At 62.9% G+C, this 20,118-nt stretch carries 20 protein-coding genes; 7 read left to right on the top strand and 13 right to left on the bottom strand.

The window, feature by feature from the left end:
* Positions 1-9 precede the first annotated feature (9 nt).
* From ACJO3T_RS06880 to ACJO3T_RS06925, 10 genes are all read right to left on the bottom strand, one after another.
* A complete protein-coding gene (locus ACJO3T_RS06880; RefSeq protein ID WP_406961385.1) occupies positions 10-279 on the bottom strand; it encodes an HP0495 family protein in 270 nt (89 codons plus the stop codon).
* 38 nt (positions 280-317) lie between these two features.
* The gene (locus ACJO3T_RS06885) at positions 318-1,481 is read right to left on the bottom strand and encodes a D-alanyl-D-alanine carboxypeptidase family protein (protein WP_406961383.1); all 1,164 of its coding nucleotides are present in this window, start codon (positions 1,479-1,481) and stop codon (positions 318-320) included.
* Positions 1,482-1,551: 70 nt separating this feature from the next.
* Complete coding sequence (locus ACJO3T_RS06890; RefSeq protein ID WP_406961381.1) at positions 1,552-2,442, bottom strand: septal ring lytic transglycosylase RlpA family protein; 891 nt, start codon at positions 2,440-2,442, stop codon at positions 1,552-1,554.
* Positions 2,439-3,455: a lytic murein transglycosylase B gene (gene mltB, locus ACJO3T_RS06895; RefSeq protein ID WP_406961379.1), complete on the bottom strand. Its 1,017-nt coding sequence runs from the start codon at positions 3,453-3,455 to the stop codon at positions 2,439-2,441. Before mltB ends, ACJO3T_RS06890 begins: the two co-directional genes overlap by 4 nt.
* 69 nt (positions 3,456-3,524) lie before the next feature.
* Positions 3,525-4,664, bottom strand: coding sequence for a rod shape-determining protein RodA (gene rodA / locus ACJO3T_RS06900; RefSeq protein WP_406961377.1), 1,140 nt, complete (start codon positions 4,662-4,664; stop codon positions 3,525-3,527).
* Positions 4,661-6,547 (bottom strand): penicillin-binding protein 2, encoded by a 1,887-nt coding sequence (gene mrdA, locus ACJO3T_RS06905; protein WP_406961375.1) that lies wholly within the window; start codon positions 6,545-6,547, stop codon positions 4,661-4,663. The genes rodA and mrdA overlap by 4 nt, the downstream gene beginning before the upstream one ends.
* A gap of 9 nt (positions 6,548-6,556) precedes the next feature.
* A complete protein-coding gene (rlmH, locus tag ACJO3T_RS06910; protein WP_406961373.1) occupies positions 6,557-7,027 on the bottom strand; it encodes a 23S rRNA (pseudouridine(1915)-N(3))-methyltransferase RlmH in 471 nt (156 codons plus the stop codon).
* Positions 7,028-7,029: 2 nt separating this feature from the next.
* The gene (gene rsfS / locus ACJO3T_RS06915) at positions 7,030-7,380 is read right to left on the bottom strand and encodes a ribosome silencing factor (RefSeq protein WP_406961371.1); all 351 of its coding nucleotides are present in this window, start codon (positions 7,378-7,380) and stop codon (positions 7,030-7,032) included.
* A gap of 70 nt (positions 7,381-7,450) precedes the next feature.
* Positions 7,451-8,095, bottom strand: coding sequence for a nicotinate-nucleotide adenylyltransferase (gene nadD, locus ACJO3T_RS06920; protein ID WP_406978137.1), 645 nt, complete (start codon positions 8,093-8,095; stop codon positions 7,451-7,453).
* A gap of 1 nt (position 8,096) precedes the next feature.
* A complete protein-coding gene (locus tag ACJO3T_RS06925; RefSeq protein ID WP_406961367.1) occupies positions 8,097-9,353 on the bottom strand; it encodes a glutamate-5-semialdehyde dehydrogenase in 1,257 nt (418 codons plus the stop codon).
* Positions 9,354-9,601: 248 nt separating this feature from the next.
* On the opposite strand from ACJO3T_RS06925, the gene ACJO3T_RS06930 reads away from it, so the two are divergent.
* From ACJO3T_RS06930 to ACJO3T_RS06940, 3 genes are read left to right on the top strand one after another with little or no spacing between them, the layout of a single operon-like run.
* Positions 9,602-10,612: a GGDEF domain-containing protein gene (locus ACJO3T_RS06930; RefSeq protein ID WP_406978138.1), complete on the top strand. Its 1,011-nt coding sequence runs from the start codon at positions 9,602-9,604 to the stop codon at positions 10,610-10,612.
* Entirely contained in the window at positions 10,609-11,607 is a 999-nt protein-coding gene (locus ACJO3T_RS06935; RefSeq protein WP_406978139.1) for a GGDEF domain-containing protein, read from the top strand. Before ACJO3T_RS06930 ends, ACJO3T_RS06935 begins: the two co-directional genes overlap by 4 nt.
* A complete protein-coding gene (locus ACJO3T_RS06940) occupies positions 11,607-13,052 on the top strand; it encodes a bifunctional DedA family/phosphatase PAP2 family protein (protein ID WP_406961361.1) in 1,446 nt (481 codons plus the stop codon). Before ACJO3T_RS06935 ends, ACJO3T_RS06940 begins: the two co-directional genes overlap by 1 nt.
* A gap of 3 nt (positions 13,053-13,055) precedes the next feature.
* Here the strand turns inward: ACJO3T_RS06940 and ACJO3T_RS06945 are convergent, their stop codons facing one another.
* Together ACJO3T_RS06945 and ACJO3T_RS06950 are read right to left on the bottom strand one after the other, a co-directional pair.
* The gene (locus tag ACJO3T_RS06945; RefSeq protein ID WP_406978140.1) at positions 13,056-13,643 is read right to left on the bottom strand and encodes an LON peptidase substrate-binding domain-containing protein; all 588 of its coding nucleotides are present in this window, start codon (positions 13,641-13,643) and stop codon (positions 13,056-13,058) included.
* A 25-nt stretch (positions 13,644-13,668) separates the two neighbouring features.
* Complete coding sequence (locus tag ACJO3T_RS06950; protein ID WP_406978141.1) at positions 13,669-14,925, bottom strand: HDOD domain-containing protein; 1,257 nt, start codon at positions 14,923-14,925, stop codon at positions 13,669-13,671.
* 137 nt (positions 14,926-15,062) lie between these two features.
* Between ACJO3T_RS06950 and ilvD the strand changes: the two genes are divergently transcribed.
* Positions 15,063-16,898 carry a dihydroxy-acid dehydratase gene (gene ilvD, locus ACJO3T_RS06955; protein ID WP_406978142.1) on the top strand — a complete coding sequence of 612 codons (1,836 nt, stop codon included), beginning with the start codon at positions 15,063-15,065 and terminating at the stop codon, positions 16,896-16,898.
* Between the two features lie 62 nt (positions 16,899-16,960).
* On the opposite strand, the gene ACJO3T_RS06960 is transcribed toward ilvD, so the two are convergent.
* On the bottom strand, positions 16,961-18,028 hold the full coding sequence (locus ACJO3T_RS06960) for an AI-2E family transporter (RefSeq protein ID WP_406961354.1): 1,068 nt from the start codon (positions 18,026-18,028) through the stop codon (positions 16,961-16,963).
* 195 nt (positions 18,029-18,223) lie between these two features.
* On the opposite strand from ACJO3T_RS06960, the gene ACJO3T_RS06965 reads away from it, so the two are divergent.
* The 3 genes from ACJO3T_RS06965 to ACJO3T_RS06975 all read left to right on the top strand — a co-directional run bounded on the left by ACJO3T_RS06965 (position 18,224) and on the right by ACJO3T_RS06975 (position 20,115).
* Positions 18,224-18,562, top strand: coding sequence for a hypothetical protein (locus ACJO3T_RS06965; RefSeq protein ID WP_406961352.1), 339 nt, complete (start codon positions 18,224-18,226; stop codon positions 18,560-18,562).
* 201 nt (positions 18,563-18,763) lie between these two features.
* Positions 18,764-19,015, top strand: a complete 252-nt coding sequence (locus tag ACJO3T_RS06970) for a hypothetical protein (RefSeq protein ID WP_328189402.1) — start codon at positions 18,764-18,766, stop codon at positions 19,013-19,015.
* A 203-nt stretch (positions 19,016-19,218) separates the two neighbouring features.
* Positions 19,219-20,115: a haloalkane dehalogenase gene (locus ACJO3T_RS06975; RefSeq protein WP_406978143.1), complete on the top strand. Its 897-nt coding sequence runs from the start codon at positions 19,219-19,221 to the stop codon at positions 20,113-20,115.
* Positions 20,116-20,118: the final 3 nt, after the last annotated feature.

Here is a 20,118-nt window from a genome sequence, read left to right on the forward strand (position 1 = left end):
CGTGCGCCATCAAAGGACCATATGGACCCGGCCACTGGCCTTCAGATCCTCAAACAGTGCCTTGAGCTGGGGCTCACCAGTGGCGACGATGGTCAACTGCACCGATGTGAAGCGGCCATTGCGACTGTCGGTCACCGATATGTGCTCTTCGCGGATGCCCGGGGCATGCGCCTCCACCACCGAGACCACATAATCCGTGAAATCCGGGGCGGCGTGACCAATGACCTTGATGACATAGTCACAGGGGAACTCGATTTTCGGGGCTTTGGGTTGTGACATCTGATGGCCCTGCCTTACTGGTGCATTTCCTGCCCGGTTCAGTTGAACAGGTTATGGAAGAAGAGCTTGACGGCATCAATCAGGCGCTTGAAAAAGCCGCCTTCAGGCACGGGCTCAATAGCCACCAGCGGACGCTCCGCCAGTACCTTGCCATCAAAGCTGATGGTGACCGTGCCCAGTTCGTCGCCGGCTGACACCGGGGCCTCGATCACCGAGTCCACTTCCACCACGGATTCCAGGGAATCACGGGCGCCACGGGGAATAGTCAACACCATATCGGACGCCAGCCCAAGGTTAAGCTGGTCCTGCTCACCTTTCCACACGCGGCTTTCCAGCAGGCTCTCACCAGAGTCGAACAGGCGGGCGGTCTCGTAGTAACGGAAACCATAGTTGAGCATCTTCTGCACTTCACGGGCCCGGGCCTCGCTGCTGTCGGTGCCCATGACCACGGCGATCAGTCGGGTGTTCTCACGCTCCGCAGAAGCCACCAGACAATAGCCGGCCTCCTCGGTATGGCCGGTCTTCAGGCCGTCCACGGAGGGATCACGCCACAACAGGGAGTTCCGGTTGGGCTGGCGAATGTTGTTGTAGGTGAAGTGCTTCTCGGCGTATAGCGGATAGTTTTCCGGATAGTCGTTGATGATGGCAGCGGCCAGCAGCGCCAGGTCGTAGGCGGTGGAGTACTGGTTCTCGTGAGGCAACCCGGTGGCGGTCTCGAAACGGGTATTTTCCATACCGATCAGTTGAGCCTGCTGGTTCATCACATCCGCGAACGCCCCTTCCGAACCGGCAACATGCTCGGCCAGGGCCACGGATGCATCGTTGCCAGACTGGATAATCACGCCCTTGAGCAGTTCCTCCACACTCACCGTCGAGCCTTCCTGGATAAACATTCGGGAACCGCCGGTCTGCCACGCCTTGACGCTGATCGGCACCATTTCATCCAGGCTCAGGCGGCCCTCATCCAGCTCCCGCTCGACGATATAGGCGGTCATCATCTTGGTCAGACTGGCCGGCGGCAGGCGCTCGTCGCTGTTGGCTTCCATGATGATCCTGCCACTGGCCGGGTCCATCAGGACGTAGGAGGTGCCGTTGATTTGCGGCGGTGACGGGATCAGTACCTGCTGGGCCTGGGATACCAGCGGCAGCATGGCCAGCAGGACGAGTGTGGCAAGGAAACGACAGAGGTATTGAGGGGTCATGAGGTTGTTCACATCAGTTTTGATCAATGGATGAACCAGCGGGGCCAATAATACCCCGAAGACGAAGTTCTCAGTGACTGTCAGTCAGCACCATGGCCTGGGGGAAGCCTTCAGAGGCCAGCCGCTCCATGGCGCGTTCAGCATCCTTCGAATCCCCGAAGGGGCCCACCTGGACCCGGTGAAACTCGCCGGACGTAGTTGTTATCTGGCGCACCCGTACGGACTCTCCGGTGCGCTGACGGACCGCCTGCTCAAGCTGGCGTGCCGGTGCAACCTGGCTGAACGAACCCAGTTGCACGAACAGGGCCTCACCCGAAGAGGCATCGGACTCGGCGGGCGCTTCGGCAGTCGCGTCACTGGCCTTTGGCCACGGTTGCCCGGCCAGGGTCATGCTGCCGTCCGGGCGCACGGTAATGGCCGCCACTTCAACCCTGGCGGTGCCGTTATCCAGGAAGTCCAGCTTCTTGGCGGCGGCCCAGGACAAGTCTATCAGACGATTGCCGTGAAAGGGCCCGCGGTCGTTCACCCGGACGATCACCGAACGACCATTATCGAGATTGGTCACCCGGGCATAGCTGGGCAGAGGCAGACTCCTGTGGGCGGCCGACATCTTGTACATGTCGTAGGTCTCGCCATTCGAAGTCAGGTGACCATGAAACTTCTTGCCGTACCAACTCGCAATACCGGTTTCTACATAACCGTCGGCACTGGCGTGCTCCATGACCCAGTATTTCTTACCCCAGACCGTGTAAGGAGACTTGTTGCCGGCGCTGCGGGGTTCTTCATACCGGGGCACGGCATTGGTCACGCCGCTGACATCCACATCCGCTTCGGGGCCACGGTCCTGGGACATGCTGTAGCGCCCGGAGTTACCACCGTCAGAGGCGCACCCCGCCAGCAAAGTGGCAAGCAGCGCCAGTACGCTCAATATCGACAACCTGTCCTGTGACTTCACGGTCATTCTCCGACTCCTGACTCCGCAACGGTCTCCAGCTCTTTTGCCAATTCCCCGGCAAGCTCCTGTACCGCCATGGCATACAGATGGCTGTGATTATAGCGGGTAACCACATAGAAATTGTGGCACGTCAGCCACCACTGTGGCCCGTCATCCCCTTCCAGCCGGATGATCCGTGCCGGTTCGTCACCGGCGAGGGAGTCCGGCAAGGGCACTCCGGCCTCACGGAACTCCGAGACCGTAAACCGGGGCCGGAGTTCCCGGGTCATCAGGCGCTCCGGCACCTGGATATCGTCATCCAGGCGGATGGCCACGGGGCCGCCCGGGCGCCACCGGTGTTCGCTGAAATAGTTGGCAACGCTGCCGATGGCATCCACCGGGTTATCCAGGATATCGGCCACATCATCGCCATCGAAATCCACGGCGTAGTGGCGGTAGCTCGACGCAATAAACTGGCCATAGCCCATGGCCCCGGCGTAGGACCCCTTGAGTCGGGACGGTTCGAAACCCTGTTCACGGGCCATCAGGAAGAACTGCTCGAGTTCACTGCGGAAGAACCGACTCCGGGGCGGATAGTCAAAGGCCAGGGTCGACAGGGCATCCACCACCCGGTAGGACCCCATGTAACGCCCGTACCAGGTCTCCACCCCGATGATGGCGGCAATCACTTCCCGGGGTACCCCGAACGCCTCTTCAGCACGATCAAAGGCACCCTGATGCTGCCGCAGGAAATCAACGCCCTGCGCGACGCGCTCCGGCTTGATAAAGATGGTCCGGTACTCGTGCCATTGCAGGGTGTGCTCGGCCGGCGAACTGATCAGTTCGATGATCCGTTCCTGGTGCCGGGCCTCGGCCAGCCACTGGCTCAGTTTATCCGCATCAAACCCATGCTCACGGACCATGCTGTCAACAAAGTCGTCAAACTCGGGGCGATCGGTATAACCTTCGGATGTCGCCTGGGCGAGCGCCGGCAGAAAGACCAGGACCAGCAGAAAGAACAGGGAATTCAGGTGCTTCATTCGCGCTTCTGGGTCAGTTTGTTTGCCGGGAGATTACCACGGGGTCAAGGCACGCACCATTACCGGTCATTAGGCCGTAATCATCCGGCGGTGGGTATGGATCGCCATCAGTACCCCGAAGGCGGACATCAGGGTGACAATCGAGGTACCGCCATAGCTGATCAGCGGCAATGGCACCCCGACAATGGGCAGCAGGCCGCTCACCATGCCGATATTGACAACGATATAGACGACGAAGGTCATGGTCAGAGCCCCCGCCAGCAACCGGCTGAAGGAGTCCTGGGCGTTCACGGCGATGTACAGGCAACGCATGATGATCAGGAAATAGGCTGCCAGCAGGATCATCAGGCCCACGAAACCGAACTCCTCCGCCAGCACCGCAACGATAAAGTCGGTATGGCTCTCGGGCAGGAATTCCAGATGGGACTGGGTACCCTGCAGCCAGCCCTTGCCGCTCCAGCCACCGGAGCCGATGGCGGTGGTGGACTGGATGATGTTCCAGCCCGCCCCCAGCGGATCGCTCTGGGGATCCAGCAGGGTCAGCACCCGCTGTTTCTGATAGTCCCGCATCACAAAGAACCACATGGCCGGCGCCGCCACCGCCAGTAGCGCAATGAAACCGGTGATCAGCCGCCAGCTCAGGCCGGCGAAGAACACCACGAACATGCCGGCCGCCCCCACCAGCAGCGAGGTGCCCAGATCCGGTTGCTGGATAATAAGCACCATGGGCACCAGCACCAGTCCGACACCGATCACCACATGGCGGAACCGTGGCGGCAGGTAGTGCCGTGACAGGTACCATGCGGCCGCCATGGGTACCAGTAGCTTCATGATTTCCGATGGCTGGAACCGTGGCAACCCAGGTAATGCCAACCAGCGTTGCGCCCCCTTGGCACCGACCCCCATGACCAGTACCGCTGCCAGCCCCACCAGGCCGGCGGCATACATCCACGGTGACCAACGCCGATAGACCGAAGGATCCAACTGGGCGAAGACGAACATGGCGACAAAGGCAACCCCCAGGCGCATGGCCTGCGCCTCAACCACACCAATGCTGGCATCGGCACCACTGTAGAGCACAATCAGCCCACCGCCGGATACCAGCAACAGCAACAGCAACAGCAATGGGTCCAGATGCAGGCGGTGCCACACGCTGACCGGGCGCTGCAGGCTGCTGGTGGCCTCCACGGTCGCGGACCGGCCGATCATGGCTGTTCTCCTTCCGCCTGGCTGATCACAGCATCCGACGCGTTGAACTCCTTGAGCCAGGCGTCGAACATGGCCCGTGCCACCGGCGCGGCGGTACCGCTGCCACTGCCGCCGTTCTCAACGATCACAGACACCACGATCTGGGGGTCATCCGCCGGCGCAAAGCCGACGAACAGGGCATGGTCCCGCAGCCGCTCCCGGATCTCCTCGGCGTCGTACTCCTCGTCCTCCGCCAGGCTGAACACCTGGGCGGTGCCGGTCTTGCCCGCCATGCGGTAGTCTGCGCCTTCCGCCGCGCCCCGCGCGGTCCCCTTACGACCGTGCATGACCTCCACCATCCCATCCACCACGTATTCCCAGGTATCCTGATTGTCGACCGTCAGGTCGTCCAGGTATTCCGGCTGCAGCACCGACGCCAGGGCGGTATCGCCCACGACATCCTTCAGCATGCGGGGCTGCTCCCATTCCCCCCGGTTGGCCACCAGGGACGTGGCCGTGGCCAGTTGCAGCGGTGTGGCCAGGAAGAAGCCCTGGCCGATACTCATGTTCACCGAATCGCCCGGATACCAGGGCTCATTCCGCATGCCCCGCTTCCAGTCCCGGGAGGGCAGCAGCCCCGGCAGGGCCCCGCCCACATCCAGGGTGGCATCCATGCCGAACCCGAAACGGGACAGATAGTCATGCATGATATCGACCCCCATCTCCAGACCGAGTTCATAGAAATAGATATCGCAGGACTCGGCGACAGCCTTCCGGCCATCAACCCAGCCATGACCGCCCCGTTTCCAGTCCCGCCAGCGACGACCGCCACTCTTGATTTCAAAGTACCCGGGATCCCAGATGGTCTTGTCCCGGGTAAAAGTATCGCTGTCCAGGCCTGCCAGCAGCATCATGGGCTTGATGGTGGATCCCGGCGGGTACTGGCCCCGGAGGGCACGGTTGAACAGGGGCTTGTCCCGGGAACTGCTCAGTTCCCGGTATTCCTCCACGCCAATGCCGGTGACAAACAGGTTGGCGTCAAATCCCGGTACGCTGGCCAGGGCCAGGATACCGCCGGTGTCCGGCTCAATGGCCACAATGGCACCCCGACGGCCTTCCAACAGTTCGAAGGCTCGCTGCTGCAGGCGCATGTCCAGGTGCAGCATCAGGTCCTCGCCGGGCACCGGGTTCTCACGTTCCAGTACGCGCAGGGTACGGCCACGGGCATTGGTTTCCACATGCTCATAGCCCACCTGACCGTGCAACGCCTCTTCGTAGACCCGTTCGACACCGGACTTGCCAATATAGTTGGTGCCGGCGTAGTTCACCGGGTCAATACGCTGCAATTCCTCACGGTTGATTCTCCCCACGTACCCCAGGGCATGGGCGTTCAGCTCACCGAACGGATAGTGGCGCACCAGTTCCGCACTCACCTCGACGCCCGGCAGCTCGTGGCGGTGAACCGCCATACTGGCGATTTCCTTCTCGGTAAGGTCGTAGTGCAGGGGCAGTTCCTGGAACGGGCGGCGGGGTTCCTGCAGGCGGCGGCGAAAACGCTCCATCTCCTCATCGGAGATGGCCAGCAGGTCCCGAAGCCTGGCCAGGGTCCGGTCCATGCCCTCCACCCGCTCCGGCACCAGCGTCACGCTGAACACCGGACGGTTCTCCGCGATCAGGGTGCCATTGCGGTCGTAGATGAGGCCACGGGTGGGCGGAACCGAGCGTACCTGCACGCGGTTCTGGTCGGAAATGGTGGTGTAGGTGTCGTGTTCAATAACCTGCAACTGGTAGAAACGGCCGATAAGGACGCAAAAGAGCGCCACCACCAACCCCAGCATCACCAGGACACGACGCTGGAAGAGTCGCCGTTCGGCGGCGGTGTCCTTGAATTCGCCCCAGGCCATGGATCAATCCTAAGCGCGGTGGTAGGGATGGTTCCGGGTAATCGACCAGGCCCGGTAGAGTTGCTCCGCCAGTACGATGCGCACCAGGGGATGAGGCAGCGTCAGGGGTGACAGGGACCACTGCTGGTCCGCCCGATCCCGACAGGAGGCGTGCAGGCCATCGGGGCCGCCCACGAGAAAGCTGACGTCACGACCGTCCAGTTGCCAGTTTTCCAGTTGCCGGGCCAGGTCCTCCGTCGACCAGGGGCGACCACCCACTTCCAGGGCCACCACCCGGTCCCGATCCCCCGCGGCGGTGAGCACCCCATCCGCTTCCTGCTGCATCAGCCGGGCCACGTCCGGGTTCTTGCCCCGATGGGCCATGGGCACCTCAACCAGCTCCAGGGGCATTTCCCTCGGCATGCGGCGGACATACTCCTGATAACCATCGGTCACCCAGCCGGGCATCTTCTGCCCGACACAAATCAGCCGCAGACGCATACCTATTCGCTGCCGGCGGCACCGAGGCCGGGGGCGTCACGCCACAGGCGTTCCAGGTCATAGAATTCACGGGTTGCCGGCATCATCACGTGAACCACCACATCCCCCAGGTCCACCAGGATCCAGTCGCTCGAGTCACCGCCTTCGACCGTGGCCTCCCGGATGCCACGCTCCTTCATATCGGCGACTACGGCCTCCGCCAGGGAACGGAGGTGCCGCCCCGAGGTGCCGGAAGCCAGTACCATGTAGTCGGTAACGCTGGTTCGGTCGGTCACATCGATAACACTGATATCCTGGGCTTTCACCCCTTCAAGCGCATCAATAACAAGTGCTTTCAGCTCGTCTGCCTGCATAATCATCCTGTCTGGTGTAACCGGCCAGTGCCGGCTACAGGGAGTGGGTATTGCTCTATTGTATCACCAATCATTGGCCGGGCTCACCGCCGTAGAGGCCCCGCCTGCGAATTTCCGTCACCACCGCATCCGGCACCAGGAACCTTATGGACCGCCCCTGTTCCAGGCGCTCCCGCACTCCGGTAGCGGAAATGTCCAGCATGGGAGGTTCAATTTCATAGATTCCCCCGCCCGGCATGGATTTGATCTCGTGCAGGTGCTCAACCCGACGCTCGGCCAGTAAACGCTCCGGCACGGAGCCGGGCTCCAGTTCCGCGTTGGGCCGTCTGACCAGGATGATGTGGGCAAGTTCCGGAATCTGTTCCCACTCCTCCCAGCGATCAAAACCACTGAACGCGTCGGTGCCCAGCACGATGGCCAGAGGTTTATCCGGCCCCAGTTCCCGGCGTAGCTGACGCAGTGTGTCGGCGGTGTAGGAAGAGCCGCCCCGACGCAGCTCACGACCATCCACCGACAGCCCGGGCTCTTCGGCTACTGACAGGGTCAGCAGATCGAGGCGATCCTCGCTGGTGCCTCCCGGGGTGGCCCGGTGGGGTGGAATATGGCAGGGCATCAGGTGGATGCAGTCCACCTCCAGGCGCTCCCGGAGTTCAATGGCCACCCGCAGGTGACCATTGTGGACGGGATCAAAGGTACCGCCGTAGATTAGGTGCATATCAGGTCCGGATGTGGCCGTCGCCGAAAACCACGTATTTCTGGGAGGTCAGTCCTTCCAGACCCACTGGCCCTCGGGCGTGGATCTTGTCGGTGGAGATGCCAATCTCCGCCCCCAGGCCATACTCGAAGCCGTCGGCGAAGCGGGTTGAGGCATTCACCATCACGGAGCTGGAATCCACTTCCGTAATGAAGCGACGGGCCCGGGTGTAGTTCTCGGTGACGATACTGTCGGTGTGCTGGGAGCTGTAACGGTTGATATGGTCAATGGCACCGTCCAGCCCGTCGACAACTCGAACCGCCAGTACCGGCCCCAGGTATTCCTCGTACCAGTCGTCCTCGGTGGCGGCCACTATGTCCGGGATGATGGCCCGGCTGGCGTCGCACCCCCGCAGCTCGACAGCGTGCTCGCGGAAGGCTCCTGCCAGCAGCGGCAGGATGTCCTCGGCAATCTCCTGGTCCACCAGCAGGGTCTCCATGGTGTTGCAGGTGCCGTAACGCTGGGTCTTGGCGTTCACCGCCACTTTCAACGCCTTCTCGGGATCAGCATGGGCATCCACGTAGACGTGGCAGACGCCATCCAGGTGCTTGATCACCGGCACCCGGGCATCGCGGCTGATGCGTTCGATCAGCCCCTTGCCGCCCCGGGGCACGATGACATCCACAAATTGCGGCATGGTGATCAGCTCACCCACCGCCGCCCGGTCGGTGGTGCGGATCACCTGCACCGAGGTGTCGGGCAGGCCGGCGTCCCGCAGCCCGGTCACCAGGCATTCGGCGATGGCCTGGTTGGAATGGATGGCTTCCGATCCGCCCCGCAGGATGGTGGCATTGCCGGATTTCAGGCACAGGCTGGCCGCTTCCACGGTCACATTGGGCCGGGACTCATAGATGATACCGATTACCCCCAGGGGCACCCGCATCTTGCCCACCTGGATGCCCGAGGGCCGGTAGGCCATGTCGGTGATCGCACCGATCGGGTCCGGCAGGCCGGCCACCTGGCGCAGGCCCTCGATCATGCTGTCGATACGGGTGGGCGTGAGCTCCAGGCGGTCCAGCATGGCCGGCTCCAGTCCGTTGGCGCGCCCGCTCTCCAGGTCTTTCCGGTTGGCCCCGGCCAGGGCGTCACGGGCGGCATCAAGGGCGTCCGCGGTGGCCAGCAGGGCCTGGTTGCGGATCGCCGTCGAGGAACGGGCGATGGCCGTTGCGGCCTCACGGGCCTGCTGACCAACATCGGCCATGTAGGCTGCAATATCCATGGAATCGGTAGCTCCGGTTGTGGGGACAGATCACCACCTGGCGTAACCCGGCGGATGACCGGGACCTGCCATGCGGCCCCTGCGCTGTATCAATGGGAAACGGGGCGTTATTATGCCCGACCACAGCGAATTTGGCACATTGATGTTATCATTATTCATTGTGACCGCCAGTGGTTACCGGCAGGTACCAGTGCTCTTATCACCGGTTTGTCCCGGCCACCAGTACCGACAGCAGGAAGGACGACACCATGGCCCAGAAGGCCGAGCGATTTGTACTGAGCCGACTGGCCTGGCTGGGAAGCCTGGCACTCCTGATACTCGCCATATTCTGCCTGATCCTTGGCAAGCTGTTCCCGGCCCTTGCCTCAGTGGTGACCGCCGGCATTGTCTGGACCAGCCCTGCCCTGCCCAGGCTCCGGCATGAGCGTCTGTGGCAACTGGCCAACCACCTGCTGGTGCTGCTGCTTGCGCTGGTCCTGGGGGCGGCTCTCTGGCTCGGCGATGAACCCCTGACCTACTGGCTGTATGCCCTGCCCCTGATCATCCTCGGACTGCTACCACCCCGGCTGGCACCAGCCCTGACCATCGTCTCAATGGTGATTGTCTTCCTGGCGCTGACATCCATGGCGGGCGATCCGCAACGGCACCAGATTATCAGCACACTGGCACTGACCACCATCCTGGCCGGCCTGTTCTTCCTGCTGCGGGAACACAAGGCACGCCAACTGGTTCCGCTGAGACGCTCCGATGAGCTGACCCAGGCGGCCAGCCGGGAGTATCTGTCCGCTGACCTGTACAAGGAGATCCAGCGCAGTGAGCGGGAAGGCCTGGATATGTCCGTGGTGCTGCTGGGCCTGGACGCCCACCTGAGCGAACCGGACGCCGACACGGATATACAGGCGCTGCTGCCCCGTATTGGCCGCTACCTGCACTCACGCCTGCGGGATTTCGACACCTGGTACCGGGTGGCCGACCTGCAGTTCCTGATCATCCTGCCCGGGGTACCTACCGCAGGTGCCAGCAAACGGGCCGAACAGATACGCCTGGGCCTGATGGCGCTGCTGGAGTCCTACAGCCTGGATGTGACCGTCAGCGCTGGCGTCGCCGGCCTGAACATCGGCGATGACGCGGACACACTCCAGCAGTCGGTGGCCAGCGCCCTGCAAAGTGCCCAGAAGAAGGGGGGCAACCGTGTCCAGTCCTGGAGCACCTGGACCCACACGCCACCCGGCGACGCCGAAGGGAGCCCGGTAACGTGACCGAGACCAGACTGCGAACCATCACCAGTTCCGCCGCCTATGGCCTGTGCGCCCTGTTCTTCGCCATACTGGCCATGCAGAACCTGCGGTTCGGCTTCTATGGCCTGTTCTACCTGGCGGCCGGCCTGGCAGCCACTGGCCTCGGCGCCTGCCTCTACACCCTGGCGGTGAGAAACTATCAGCTCCGGGCCCGGGGCCATGCCCCCCTGGTGGTGGCGCTGGAACTTCCCGTGCTGGCCGCCCTCTGGGTCGACGGCCCCTCCACCGCTGCCCTCTGGAGCTTCCCGGTGTTCGCCCTGGCGTTCCTGGTGCTGCCCCTGCGGGCCGCTCTCAAGGTAACCCTGCCCGTCGCGCTACTCCTGATGCTGCTGCTGGCCCTCGACCTGCCCCTGGCCGACAGCCTGCCGGCCATCATGGCGTTTGTGCTGTTGGTGGCCAGCGCCGGACTGGCAAGCTGGCACTATGACCATATGGCCCAGTCCGCCGAGGACCTGGCGATCATCGATTCCCTCACCGGGGCCCACAATGCCCGCTTCCTGGACGAGACCCTGCACAAGGAGATCAGTCGCGCCAAGGCGACCGGCCACCCGGTCTCGATCCTGATGATGGACATCGACCACCACGACGAAGTACGTGAACTGCTTGGCACAGAACAGACCCAGACTCTCTACCGCCGACTGGCGGAGCAGTTGTTCACCCTGATCCGGGCCGGCGACACCCTCTACTTCCTGGGCAAGGGGCGGTTCTGCCTGATTCTCCCCTTCACCCATGAGGAAGGCGCCCGGGTCACGGCCGAACGCATCCGTCGCAGCATTGCAGAGGCGCAATGGCCCCAGGTAGGCCGCATGACGGTGAGCATTGGAGCCACCACTCATATCAGCCAGGACACCCTGGCGGAACGCCTCAGGCAACGGGCCACCGACGCGCTGGAGGAAGCCGGCCGACGGGGGCATGACCGGGTCTGGTTTACCGCCGATCCACGCCGGGCAGCCTGATGCAGGAAGCTATCCAGGCGCTGACGGCGTGGCTGGCCGCCAACCCCGGCTGGGTGGCCGGAGCCATTTTCATGACCGCACTGCTGGAATCCCTGGCGATGGCGGGGCTCCTGGTGCCCGGCGTGGCCATCCTGTTCGCGACCGCGGTGCTGGCCGGCAAGGCCGGCATTCCCGTTCTGGAAATCCTGGCCTGGGGGGCGGCCGGCGCCATTGTTGGTGATGGCCTGAGTTTCTGGCTCGGGCGACAGTTCCGGGGCCGGCTGCACCAGGTCTGGCCCTTCCGCCGACATCCGGCCATGCTCCGTCGGGCGGAACTTCTGTTCGTCCGCCACGGCGGCAAGAGTGTGGTCATCGGCCGATTTGTGGGGCCGGTGCGACCGCTGATCCCGATGGTGGCCGGTGCCTTCGGCATGCCTGTCCGCCGCTTTACCCTGGTCAACCTGGCCTCGGCACTTGCCTGGGCGCCGTTCTACCTGCTGCCCGGTTACAGCGTGGGCATGGCACTGGTTGGCCCCGAACCCATCCCTCCGGGCCTGTATGCCCTGGCCGCCGGAGCCGTGATTGTGTTGCTGGTGGCCTATTTCCTGTTCTTCCGGCTCCAACTCGGGCTTCGCAGCCGCAGTCCCCTGTATCAGTGGCTGGAAGGGAAAGTCATTCGCTACGGTACCACCCACCATCTCTGGCAGCGGTTCTCCAGTAGCCGGCCACAGGGCCGGGAGGAGTTTCCCCTGGCCTCTATCATCCTGACCCTTGGCGCCGGTGGCAGCCTTGTACTGTGGACCCTGCTCAGCCAGGCAACGGCGGTACTGGCACCGCTGGACAGTTTCTTCGCCGACATCAGCGGAATCCTGCGCAATTCGCTGACCGACCCGGCCGCCATCGCCCTGACCCTGGCCGGCGACCCGGCAATACTGGTAACGGGCGCCCTGATGCTGGCCGCCGCTCTGGGGTTCCGCGGCTACTACAGTGCCGCCAGCCATGTACTCGGGGCCCTGGTGCTAACGTCTGCCAGTGTCACACTGATGAAAACCGGACTGGCGGTGGAACGCCCGCCACTGGTCGAACTACCTCCTGCCAGCTATGCCTTCCCCAGCGGTCATGCCACCGGCATCACGGTGTTCCTCGGCCTGGCCGGCGCTTTTGTGGCAAGGGAATGGAAGCCATCCAGCCGCTGGCGGGTCTACCTGACCTTCAGCATCCCCATGATACTGGTGGCCTTCAGCCGGGTGGTGCTGGGCGTCCACTGGTTCTCTGACATGGTGGGGGGACTGCTGCTCGGACTGACCCTTTGCGGACTGGTACGGGTCAGTTTCAGCCGTCACGACCGGGTGCCGCTGACCCTGGACCCGATCATCGCCATGATCATCCTGTTATGGCTGGGCACCCTGGTGGGTTACATCCTATGGCAGTGGCCGGACGCCGTGGCGGCCTACGCCCCGACCTGATGATCATTCCATGGCCTCCAGCAGGTCGCTCAGCCTGTCCAGCCTGGCAAGCGGGTCCTGGTATTCCAGCAGGCGCTGTTTCTCCTGGCCATTGAGGGGCAATAGCTCAATCAGGCGCCAGCCCACCTCGCGGGCGCTGGAGAAGTCCACCTCAAGCTCAAGGCGATTGACCACCGGGTGTCGAAGCAGAGCCCGCAGCACGGACGCCAGCTCTGAGCGACCGGTGGGCAGGGCGTCCTCCGGCTCGTCCGGCAATCGTTCGGCATGCCCCACGTTCAGGCCATCCGGGGCCTGCCAGCTCCGGTGCACCGCCACCTTCCACAGCCCCTCAACGGTAATACCCAGCAGGCCATTGTCCAGTTGCTGAAAATCAACGATCTGTACGTAGGTGCCAATGTCGTAGAAGACGGCATCGGCGCCAGCCTCGTTCCCCTCCCGCAACAACAGCACCACAAACCCCCGTTGTTCCCGCAGACAGGTGGCGAGCATATCCAGGTAACGGGGTTCGAAAAGCTGCAGCGGGAGTCGACCGCCCGGCAGCACCGTGGTACTCAGGGGAAACAGCGGCACATGGTCCAGTAATTGGGTCACCGATGGTCTCTCCGATCCTGGATGTTCAACGTGGCGATAACAGATCCTGGAGCTGGTCGAGCCGCTCCCGCGCAGCCGTCAACAGTTTCAGGCTGCGGGATGCGGACAGCTCCAGGGCTCCCAGGCGACGGTATGCCGGCACCTGCTCGAATTCCGGCAGCCCCTCATTCTGGTCAGCAGAAATGCGCGCATGCAAGCGCGAGACGATCACCAGGTCCACCAGTTGCGGCCTGTCCTTTGCACATTCGTAGAACCAGTCATCGCCATGGCGTGCCGCCTCCACAAAGGTGTCCGGGAACCGCCAGGTTTCCAGGATGGCGGAACCAATGTCCGACTGCAGTTCCGCCATCGCCCGGCGCAGTTCAGTGGGACTGGCCAGCAACGCGGGGTGATGCTCGGCATGCACCAGCACGGGCACGGCACCAATATTGTGGAGTAGCCCTGCCAGCAGCGCCTCTTCCGGGGCCACCCGCGTCGCCGACTCCGCCAGCACATAGGCCAGGGCACCCACGGTCCGGGCCTCCCGCCAGAGTTCGTCCATGGCCTTCTGGAGTTCCGGCTGCCGGCTGCGGAACACTTCCCGCATGGCGAATACCGTCACCAGTTGCCGGGTTGTCCGCCCCCCCAGCCGTACCACCGCGTCGTGGACATTGCGCACCTCACTGTAGCCACGGTAGAGCGCACTGTTGCAGGCCCGGACCAGCTTGGCGGACATGGCCGGATCAGCGGTAATCGCCTTGCCGATATCCTCCACCGAGGAATCCTCCCGGTCCGCCAGCCGTCGCACTTTCCAGGCCACGTCAGGCAAACTGGGCAGGCTCACCTGGTTGGACCGCAGTTCGGCGTAGAACTCCATCAGCAGGCGATGGTCCTCGTCTGTGTCCATATCCGTGTCCTCACCCGCCTTGTCGTCGGAATGCTCCAGCGGCGCGGACTGCAACATGTTGTTGAGCACGGACTGCTCGATGACCAGGAACTGGCAGGGCTGCACCGCCGTGACATCAAACATCCGCGGCTGGAGTCGGGAAATGGCATTCATCGCCTGCTCGGAACCGGCCGTGACGGTGGTCTGACGACCGTCCCCCGCTGTCAGTTCCACCGCTCCTTTCAGCAAAAAGAAGTCCATGCCGTCACGGGCGCCACGCTCCAGTATTTTCTGGCCGGGGCGACTGACCCGGCGTTCGGCCCGGTTTATCAGTACCACCAGTTGGTCATCCGACAAGCGGTTGAGGGGATGGAATGCTCTCAGTTGGCTGAGATCCACGTTTTCACGAACGGTCATCGACAACGTCCTTTTCCTGATGTAATGCGCCCTGACTGTGAACCATTGTAAACACGACGGCGATAAACAACCATTCGACGGGACCGGAATCTGGTATCCTCAACGGTTTGCTATAACGATGATGAGAGATTGAAGCCATGCCAGACTACCGTTCACGAACCTCCACCGCCGGGCGCAACATGGCGGGCGCGCGGGCACTGTGGCGTGCCACCGGGATGAACAACGACGACTTCGGCAAGCCGATTATTGCCGTAGCCAACTCCTTCACCCAGTTCGTTCCCGGCCATGTTCACCTGAAGGACCTGGGCCAGCTCGTCTGCCGCGAAATCGAAACCGCCGGCGGCGTTGCCAAGGAGTTCAACACCATTGCCGTGGACGATGGCATCGCCATGGGCCATGACGGCATGCTCTACTCCCTCCCTTCCCGGGAGATCATCGCCGATTCCGTCGAGTACATGGTGAACGCCCACTGCGCCGACGCGCTGGTGTGCATCTCCAACTGCGACAAGATCACCCCGGGCATGTTCATGGCCGCCATGCGCCTGAACATTCCCACCATCTTTGTATCCGGCGGCCCCATGGAAGCCGGCAAGACCAAGCTGTCGGAGCACAAACTGGACCTGGTGGACGCCATGGTCATCGCCGCCGACCCCAACGCCAGTGACGAGCAGGTGGAAGAGTACGAACGCAGTGCCTGCCCCACCTGCGGTTCCTGTTCCGGCATGTTCACCGCCAACTCCATGAACTGCCTGACCGAAGCTATCGGCCTGGCGCTGCCCGGCAACGGCTCCGCCCTGGCCACCCACGCCGACCGCGAGCGCCTGTTCAAATGGGCCGGTCGCCAGATCGTGGACAACGCACGACGCTTTTACGAGCAGGACGACGCCAGCGTGCTGCCCCTGAGCATCGCCTCTATGGCCGCCTTTGAAAACGCCATGACCATGGACATCGCCATGGGTGGTTCCACCAACACCATCCTGCACCTGCTGGCGGCGGCCCAGGAGGGCGGCGTGCCCTTCACCCTGAATGAGATCGACGAACTCTCCCGTAAGGTCCCCCAACTGTGCAAGGTGGCCCCAAACTCCCCGAAATACCATATGGAAGACGTGCACCGGGCCGGCGGGATCATGGGCATCCTGGGCGAGCTGGAGCGCGGTGGCCTGATCAACACGGACCTGCCCACCGTCCACAGCAGGACCATGGCCGAGGCCCTGAACACCTGGGACATCATGCGCAACCCGACCCCGGAAGTGGTGGAGTTCTACAAGGCCGGCCCCGCCGGCATTCCCACCCAGCAGGCATTCAGCCAGAGCACCCGCTGGCCGTCCCTGGATGGTGACCGGGAGAGCGGCTGCATCCGCTCGGTGGAGAACGCCTATTCATCGGAAGGCGGCCTGGCCGTCCTGTACGGGAATATCGCCCTGGATGGCTGCGTGGTGAAAACCGCCGGCGTCGACGAAAGCATCTATGTCTTCGAAGGGCCGGCCCGGGTCTTCGAGAGCCAGGATTCGGCGGTGGAAGGTATCCTGGGCGACCAGGTCAGGAGCGGCGACGTGGTCATCATCCGTTACGAAGGTCCCAAGGGCGGCCCCGGCATGCAGGAGATGCTATACCCCACCAGTTACCTGAAATCCAAGGGGCTAGGCAAGGAATGTGCACTGCTGACCGATGGCCGCTTCTCCGGTGGCACCTCCGGGCTGTCCATTGGCCATGCCTCACCGGAAGCCGCCGCTGGCGGCGCCATCGGTCTGATCGAGGATGGCGACCTGATCCGCATCGATATCCCCAACCGCACCATCAATGTGGAGATCGACCAGCATGAACTGGATCGCCGCCGTGAGCAGCGGGACGCGGAAGGCTGGAAGCCCGCGGCTCCCCGACTCCGCAAGGTGTCGGCCGCCCTCAAGGCATACGCCCTGCTGGCCACCAGTGCCGACAAGGGTGCGGTGCGGGACCTGACCAAACTGGACTGACCTGCTCCGCTCTCTCCCCCGGCGCTGTAACACCGACGGGGGAGAGGGCCTGCAGACCACTACTACGGCTTGGTCTGCACCGGCTCCTGCTCACTGAACTCCCGGATGAACAGTCCCCAGAAGGCCATGAACAGCGCCGCCACCAGGGGGCCCATCACGAACCCGTTGATGCCGAACATCACCAGCCCCCCCAGGGTCGACAGCAACACGATGTAATCCGGCAGCTTGGTATCCCGCCCCACCAGGATCGGACGCAGCAGGTTATCCGCCAGGCCAATGACAACAGCGCCAAACACCGTCAGCACGGTGGCCGGTACATAATCGCCGATCGCCACCAGGTAGATCGCAACCGGCACCCAGACCACCGCGGCACCCACGGCGGGCAGCAGCGAGAAGATCGCCATGACCACGCCCCACAGCACGGCACCGGTGATACCGAGTATCCAGAAGATCAGGCCACCAAGCGCCCCCTGTACAACGGCGATGAACAGGTTGCCCTTTACCGTTGCCCGGGTGACTTCGGCGAACTTGGTAAACAGCATGCGCTCGCGCTCGTCGCCCAGCGGCAACGCCTGGATCAGCAGTTCCACCAGGCGGGAACCGTCCCGCAGCAGAAAGAACGCCAGGTACGCCATCAGGGCGGTATTAAGGAAGAACTGGAAGGTGTTCTGCCCCAACCCCAGGGCCTGCTTGGCCAGGAACTGGCTGGCGCCGGCAATCCCCGAGGCCAGACGATCCCTCAGTTCGGCGAAATCCAGATTGAACTGGGCGAGGAAAGCCTCGATCGCCGGGAACGACTGGTTGATCTGGTCCAGGTACTGCCCGGGGCGAATATCGCCGTCCTGGATTTTCTGATAGATGGCCAGCCCCTCGGCCACCATGGTGGACACCAGGATCATGACCGGAATGATCACGATGAACAGGCAGATCAGCAGGGTCAGGAAGGCCACCAGACCGGACCGTTCGCCAATTCGCCGCGACAGCCACTGACGCACGGGGTGGAAGATCACGGCAATGGCCACGGCCCAGAAGATCGGCCCGGTAAATGGCTTGAGGAGGAAAAGGAAAGCCAGCGAAACCAGTAGCAGGCTTGCCAGGAAGGTCCAGCGCTCCAGGCTCTCGTACTTCATTGAACATCATTCCTTTGTACAGGTGGACGGACAGGGACCCGTGACCGGTCGGCCGGCAGCATGGCCAGTACGGTCCCGATGGAGTTATAGTAATTGGTTTGGACAATTCCGATAAAGGCCGCCTATGTCTCCCGACACAGTATGACCGGATTGGGGGCCGCAACGGAACCAGTTAGCACAGGAAAGGTCACAACGGTGTCAGGTAACGGCTTTAATGAGGAAACCGCATTGCAGGCCGCCGAGACCCTGGCCGGGGTTCTCGCGCGCCGGACCCATCGCCGCAAGGTCATGGGGCAGGAGGTGCTTGTGCCGGGCCAGCTGGGCGATGCACTGCGATTGCCGCAACTGATCAACCGCCTGCAGAGCCGGCAACAGCGACAAAGGGACCGCGCCGTGGAGGAGTTTGAAACCCTCTGGGACACCCTGTCCAACCTCACCCGACACCAGGTCTGCCGGGAACTTGACTGGTACGACCCCCGGGAACTCAGCTGGGAAGACAAGCGCTCCAACCGTCGCCCCCCACCGGAATCCTGACACCGCCCAATTGACGCGGTCTCCATGGGCCGTCGTTTATCCGCCGGTGAACCGATCGTAGGCATATTGACGTACTTGTCAGGCCACCTGTCAGACCTTTAATTGTCATATTGGCCCCGTATGGTGGACCCTGTGTTCCGTCCGATTTATCGTTGAGTCAGTGAGCGTCGGAAAGGAGCACCCGAAGAAAAGGAGCAAAATATGACTGAACATCACGATTTCTATGTCGCACGGCTGGCGGAACACAGCACGGTTCCAACCCTGCTGTGCGGTCATTGCCGGTCAATACTGTCACCCAACCGGATCTTTTCCAATGACGGTGAAAACCGTTATGACCTTCCCTGCATGACCATTGGCCTGTGCTCAGCGGACGACTGCGGTGCCGTGAACTGCTGCGACGAAGCCATGAAGGGCGCAGAACAGCAGCGTCACGAGAACCGGATCGCCGTCTGATTCAAATCGATAACGCTCTGTTACTGAAAGCACACACAACAAACCGCCATCTGCTCTAAGCTGTCCCCATTCAATCCTGTGTTTCGTCTGGTTAATTCACTGCGCACGCAGGCCATCGGCAGGCCTGCCATGCTGGAAGTCGGTGCATTAACCAGACGGAACACCCGGGGTCACGCTTGCAATCAGCCAGAGCAGTCGATGGTATGCGTATTCTGAGAACCGAAGACTCCCGTTTCCGGGATCTGCCGGACTTCCCTTACCCGCCGCAATTCACGGATGTCGGCACCGACACACCCCTGCGCCTCCACTACGTGGACCACGGCCCGACCGTGGCAGCCCCGGTGGTCCTGCTCCATGGCGAACATGGCTGGTCCTACCTGTACCGGCACATGATTCCGTCGCTGGCCGGGGCCGGCCTGCGGGTGCTGGCGCCGGACATGATCGGTTTCGGCAAATCCGACAAGCCGGAAAGCCAGGAAGACTACTCTTTCGAAAAACACCTGGACTGGCTGGAGAAATGGCTGCTTTCCCTGGACCTGGACAACATCACCCTGGTGTGCCAGAACCGCAGCTCACTGCTGGCCCTGGCGCTGGTGATGCGTCAGCCGGAACGGTTCAGGCGCATTATTGCCGCCAACGCCGTGATTCCCCGGGCCGGGCAGGACCATGCGCCGGTCTCCGGGCTCTGGCAGATGTTTGCACGCTATAGCCCCTGGTTCCCGGTACCCCAGCTGATCCAGCTAGGCACCACCCGACCGCTGAGCAGGACCGAGTTGGCCGCCTACGACGCGCCATTCCCGGACGACCGTTACAAAGCCGGTGCACGGTCCTTCGCCCGTGCCCTGCGACAGCATCACAAGGACCTGAACCGTCAGCGCCTGTGGCGTTTCCTGGAAGGATGGCAGAAGCCGTTCATTACCTGCTTCAGCGATTCGGATGCGGGCACCCGCGGCGGGCACCGGCCATTACAACGGCGTATTCCCGGGGCACTGGGCCAGCCCCATGTCACCCTGTCAGGCGGTCACTTCCTGCAGGAGGACGCCTCCGACAGCTTCGCCCGGGTGATCATTGATGCCTGCCGGCCAAGCCTGGCGGCCTGACCG

It is taken from the genome of Marinobacter shunpengi (assembly GCF_045449715.1).
Classification (GTDB): Bacteria; Pseudomonadota; Gammaproteobacteria; order Pseudomonadales; family Oleiphilaceae; genus Marinobacter.

Bases quoted from the DNA above. Each gene is read 5' to 3' on its own strand.
- ACJO3T_RS06880 (WP_406961385.1), bottom strand. From the start codon at position 279: ATGTCACAACCCAAAGCCCCGAAAATCGAGTTCCCCTGTGACTATGTC.
- ACJO3T_RS06885 (WP_406961383.1), bottom strand. From the start codon at position 1,481: ATGACCCCTCAATACCTCTGTCGTTTCCTTGCCACACTCGTCCTGCTG.
- ACJO3T_RS06890 (WP_406961381.1), bottom strand. From the start codon at position 2,442: ATGACCGTGAAGTCACAGGACAGGTTGTCGATATTGAGCGTACTGGCG.
- mltB (WP_406961379.1), bottom strand. From the start codon at position 3,455: ATGAAGCACCTGAATTCCCTGTTCTTTCTGCTGGTCCTGGTCTTTCTG.
- rodA (WP_406961377.1), bottom strand. From the start codon at position 4,664: ATGATCGGCCGGTCCGCGACCGTGGAGGCCACCAGCAGCCTGCAGCGC.
- mrdA (WP_406961375.1), bottom strand. From the start codon at position 6,547: ATGGCCTGGGGCGAATTCAAGGACACCGCCGCCGAACGGCGACTCTTC.
- rlmH (WP_406961373.1), bottom strand. From the start codon at position 7,027: ATGCGTCTGCGGCTGATTTGTGTCGGGCAGAAGATGCCCGGCTGGGTG.
- rsfS (WP_406961371.1), bottom strand. From the start codon at position 7,380: ATGCAGGCAGACGAGCTGAAAGCACTTGTTATTGATGCGCTTGAAGGG.
- nadD (WP_406978137.1), bottom strand. From the start codon at position 8,095: ATGCACCTAATCTACGGCGGTACCTTTGATCCCGTCCACAATGGTCAC.
- ACJO3T_RS06925 (WP_406961367.1), bottom strand. From the start codon at position 9,353: ATGGATATTGCAGCCTACATGGCCGATGTTGGTCAGCAGGCCCGTGAG.
- ACJO3T_RS06930 (WP_406978138.1), top strand. From the start codon at position 9,602: ATGGCCCAGAAGGCCGAGCGATTTGTACTGAGCCGACTGGCCTGGCTG.
- ACJO3T_RS06940 (WP_406961361.1), top strand. From the start codon at position 11,607: ATGCAGGAAGCTATCCAGGCGCTGACGGCGTGGCTGGCCGCCAACCCC.
- ACJO3T_RS06950 (WP_406978141.1), bottom strand. From the start codon at position 14,925: ATGACCGTTCGTGAAAACGTGGATCTCAGCCAACTGAGAGCATTCCAT.
- ilvD (WP_406978142.1), top strand. From the start codon at position 15,063: ATGCCAGACTACCGTTCACGAACCTCCACCGCCGGGCGCAACATGGCG.
- ACJO3T_RS06960 (WP_406961354.1), bottom strand. From the start codon at position 18,028: ATGAAGTACGAGAGCCTGGAGCGCTGGACCTTCCTGGCAAGCCTGCTA.
- ACJO3T_RS06970 (WP_328189402.1), top strand. From the start codon at position 18,764: ATGACTGAACATCACGATTTCTATGTCGCACGGCTGGCGGAACACAGC.
- ACJO3T_RS06975 (WP_406978143.1), top strand. From the start codon at position 19,219: ATGCGTATTCTGAGAACCGAAGACTCCCGTTTCCGGGATCTGCCGGAC.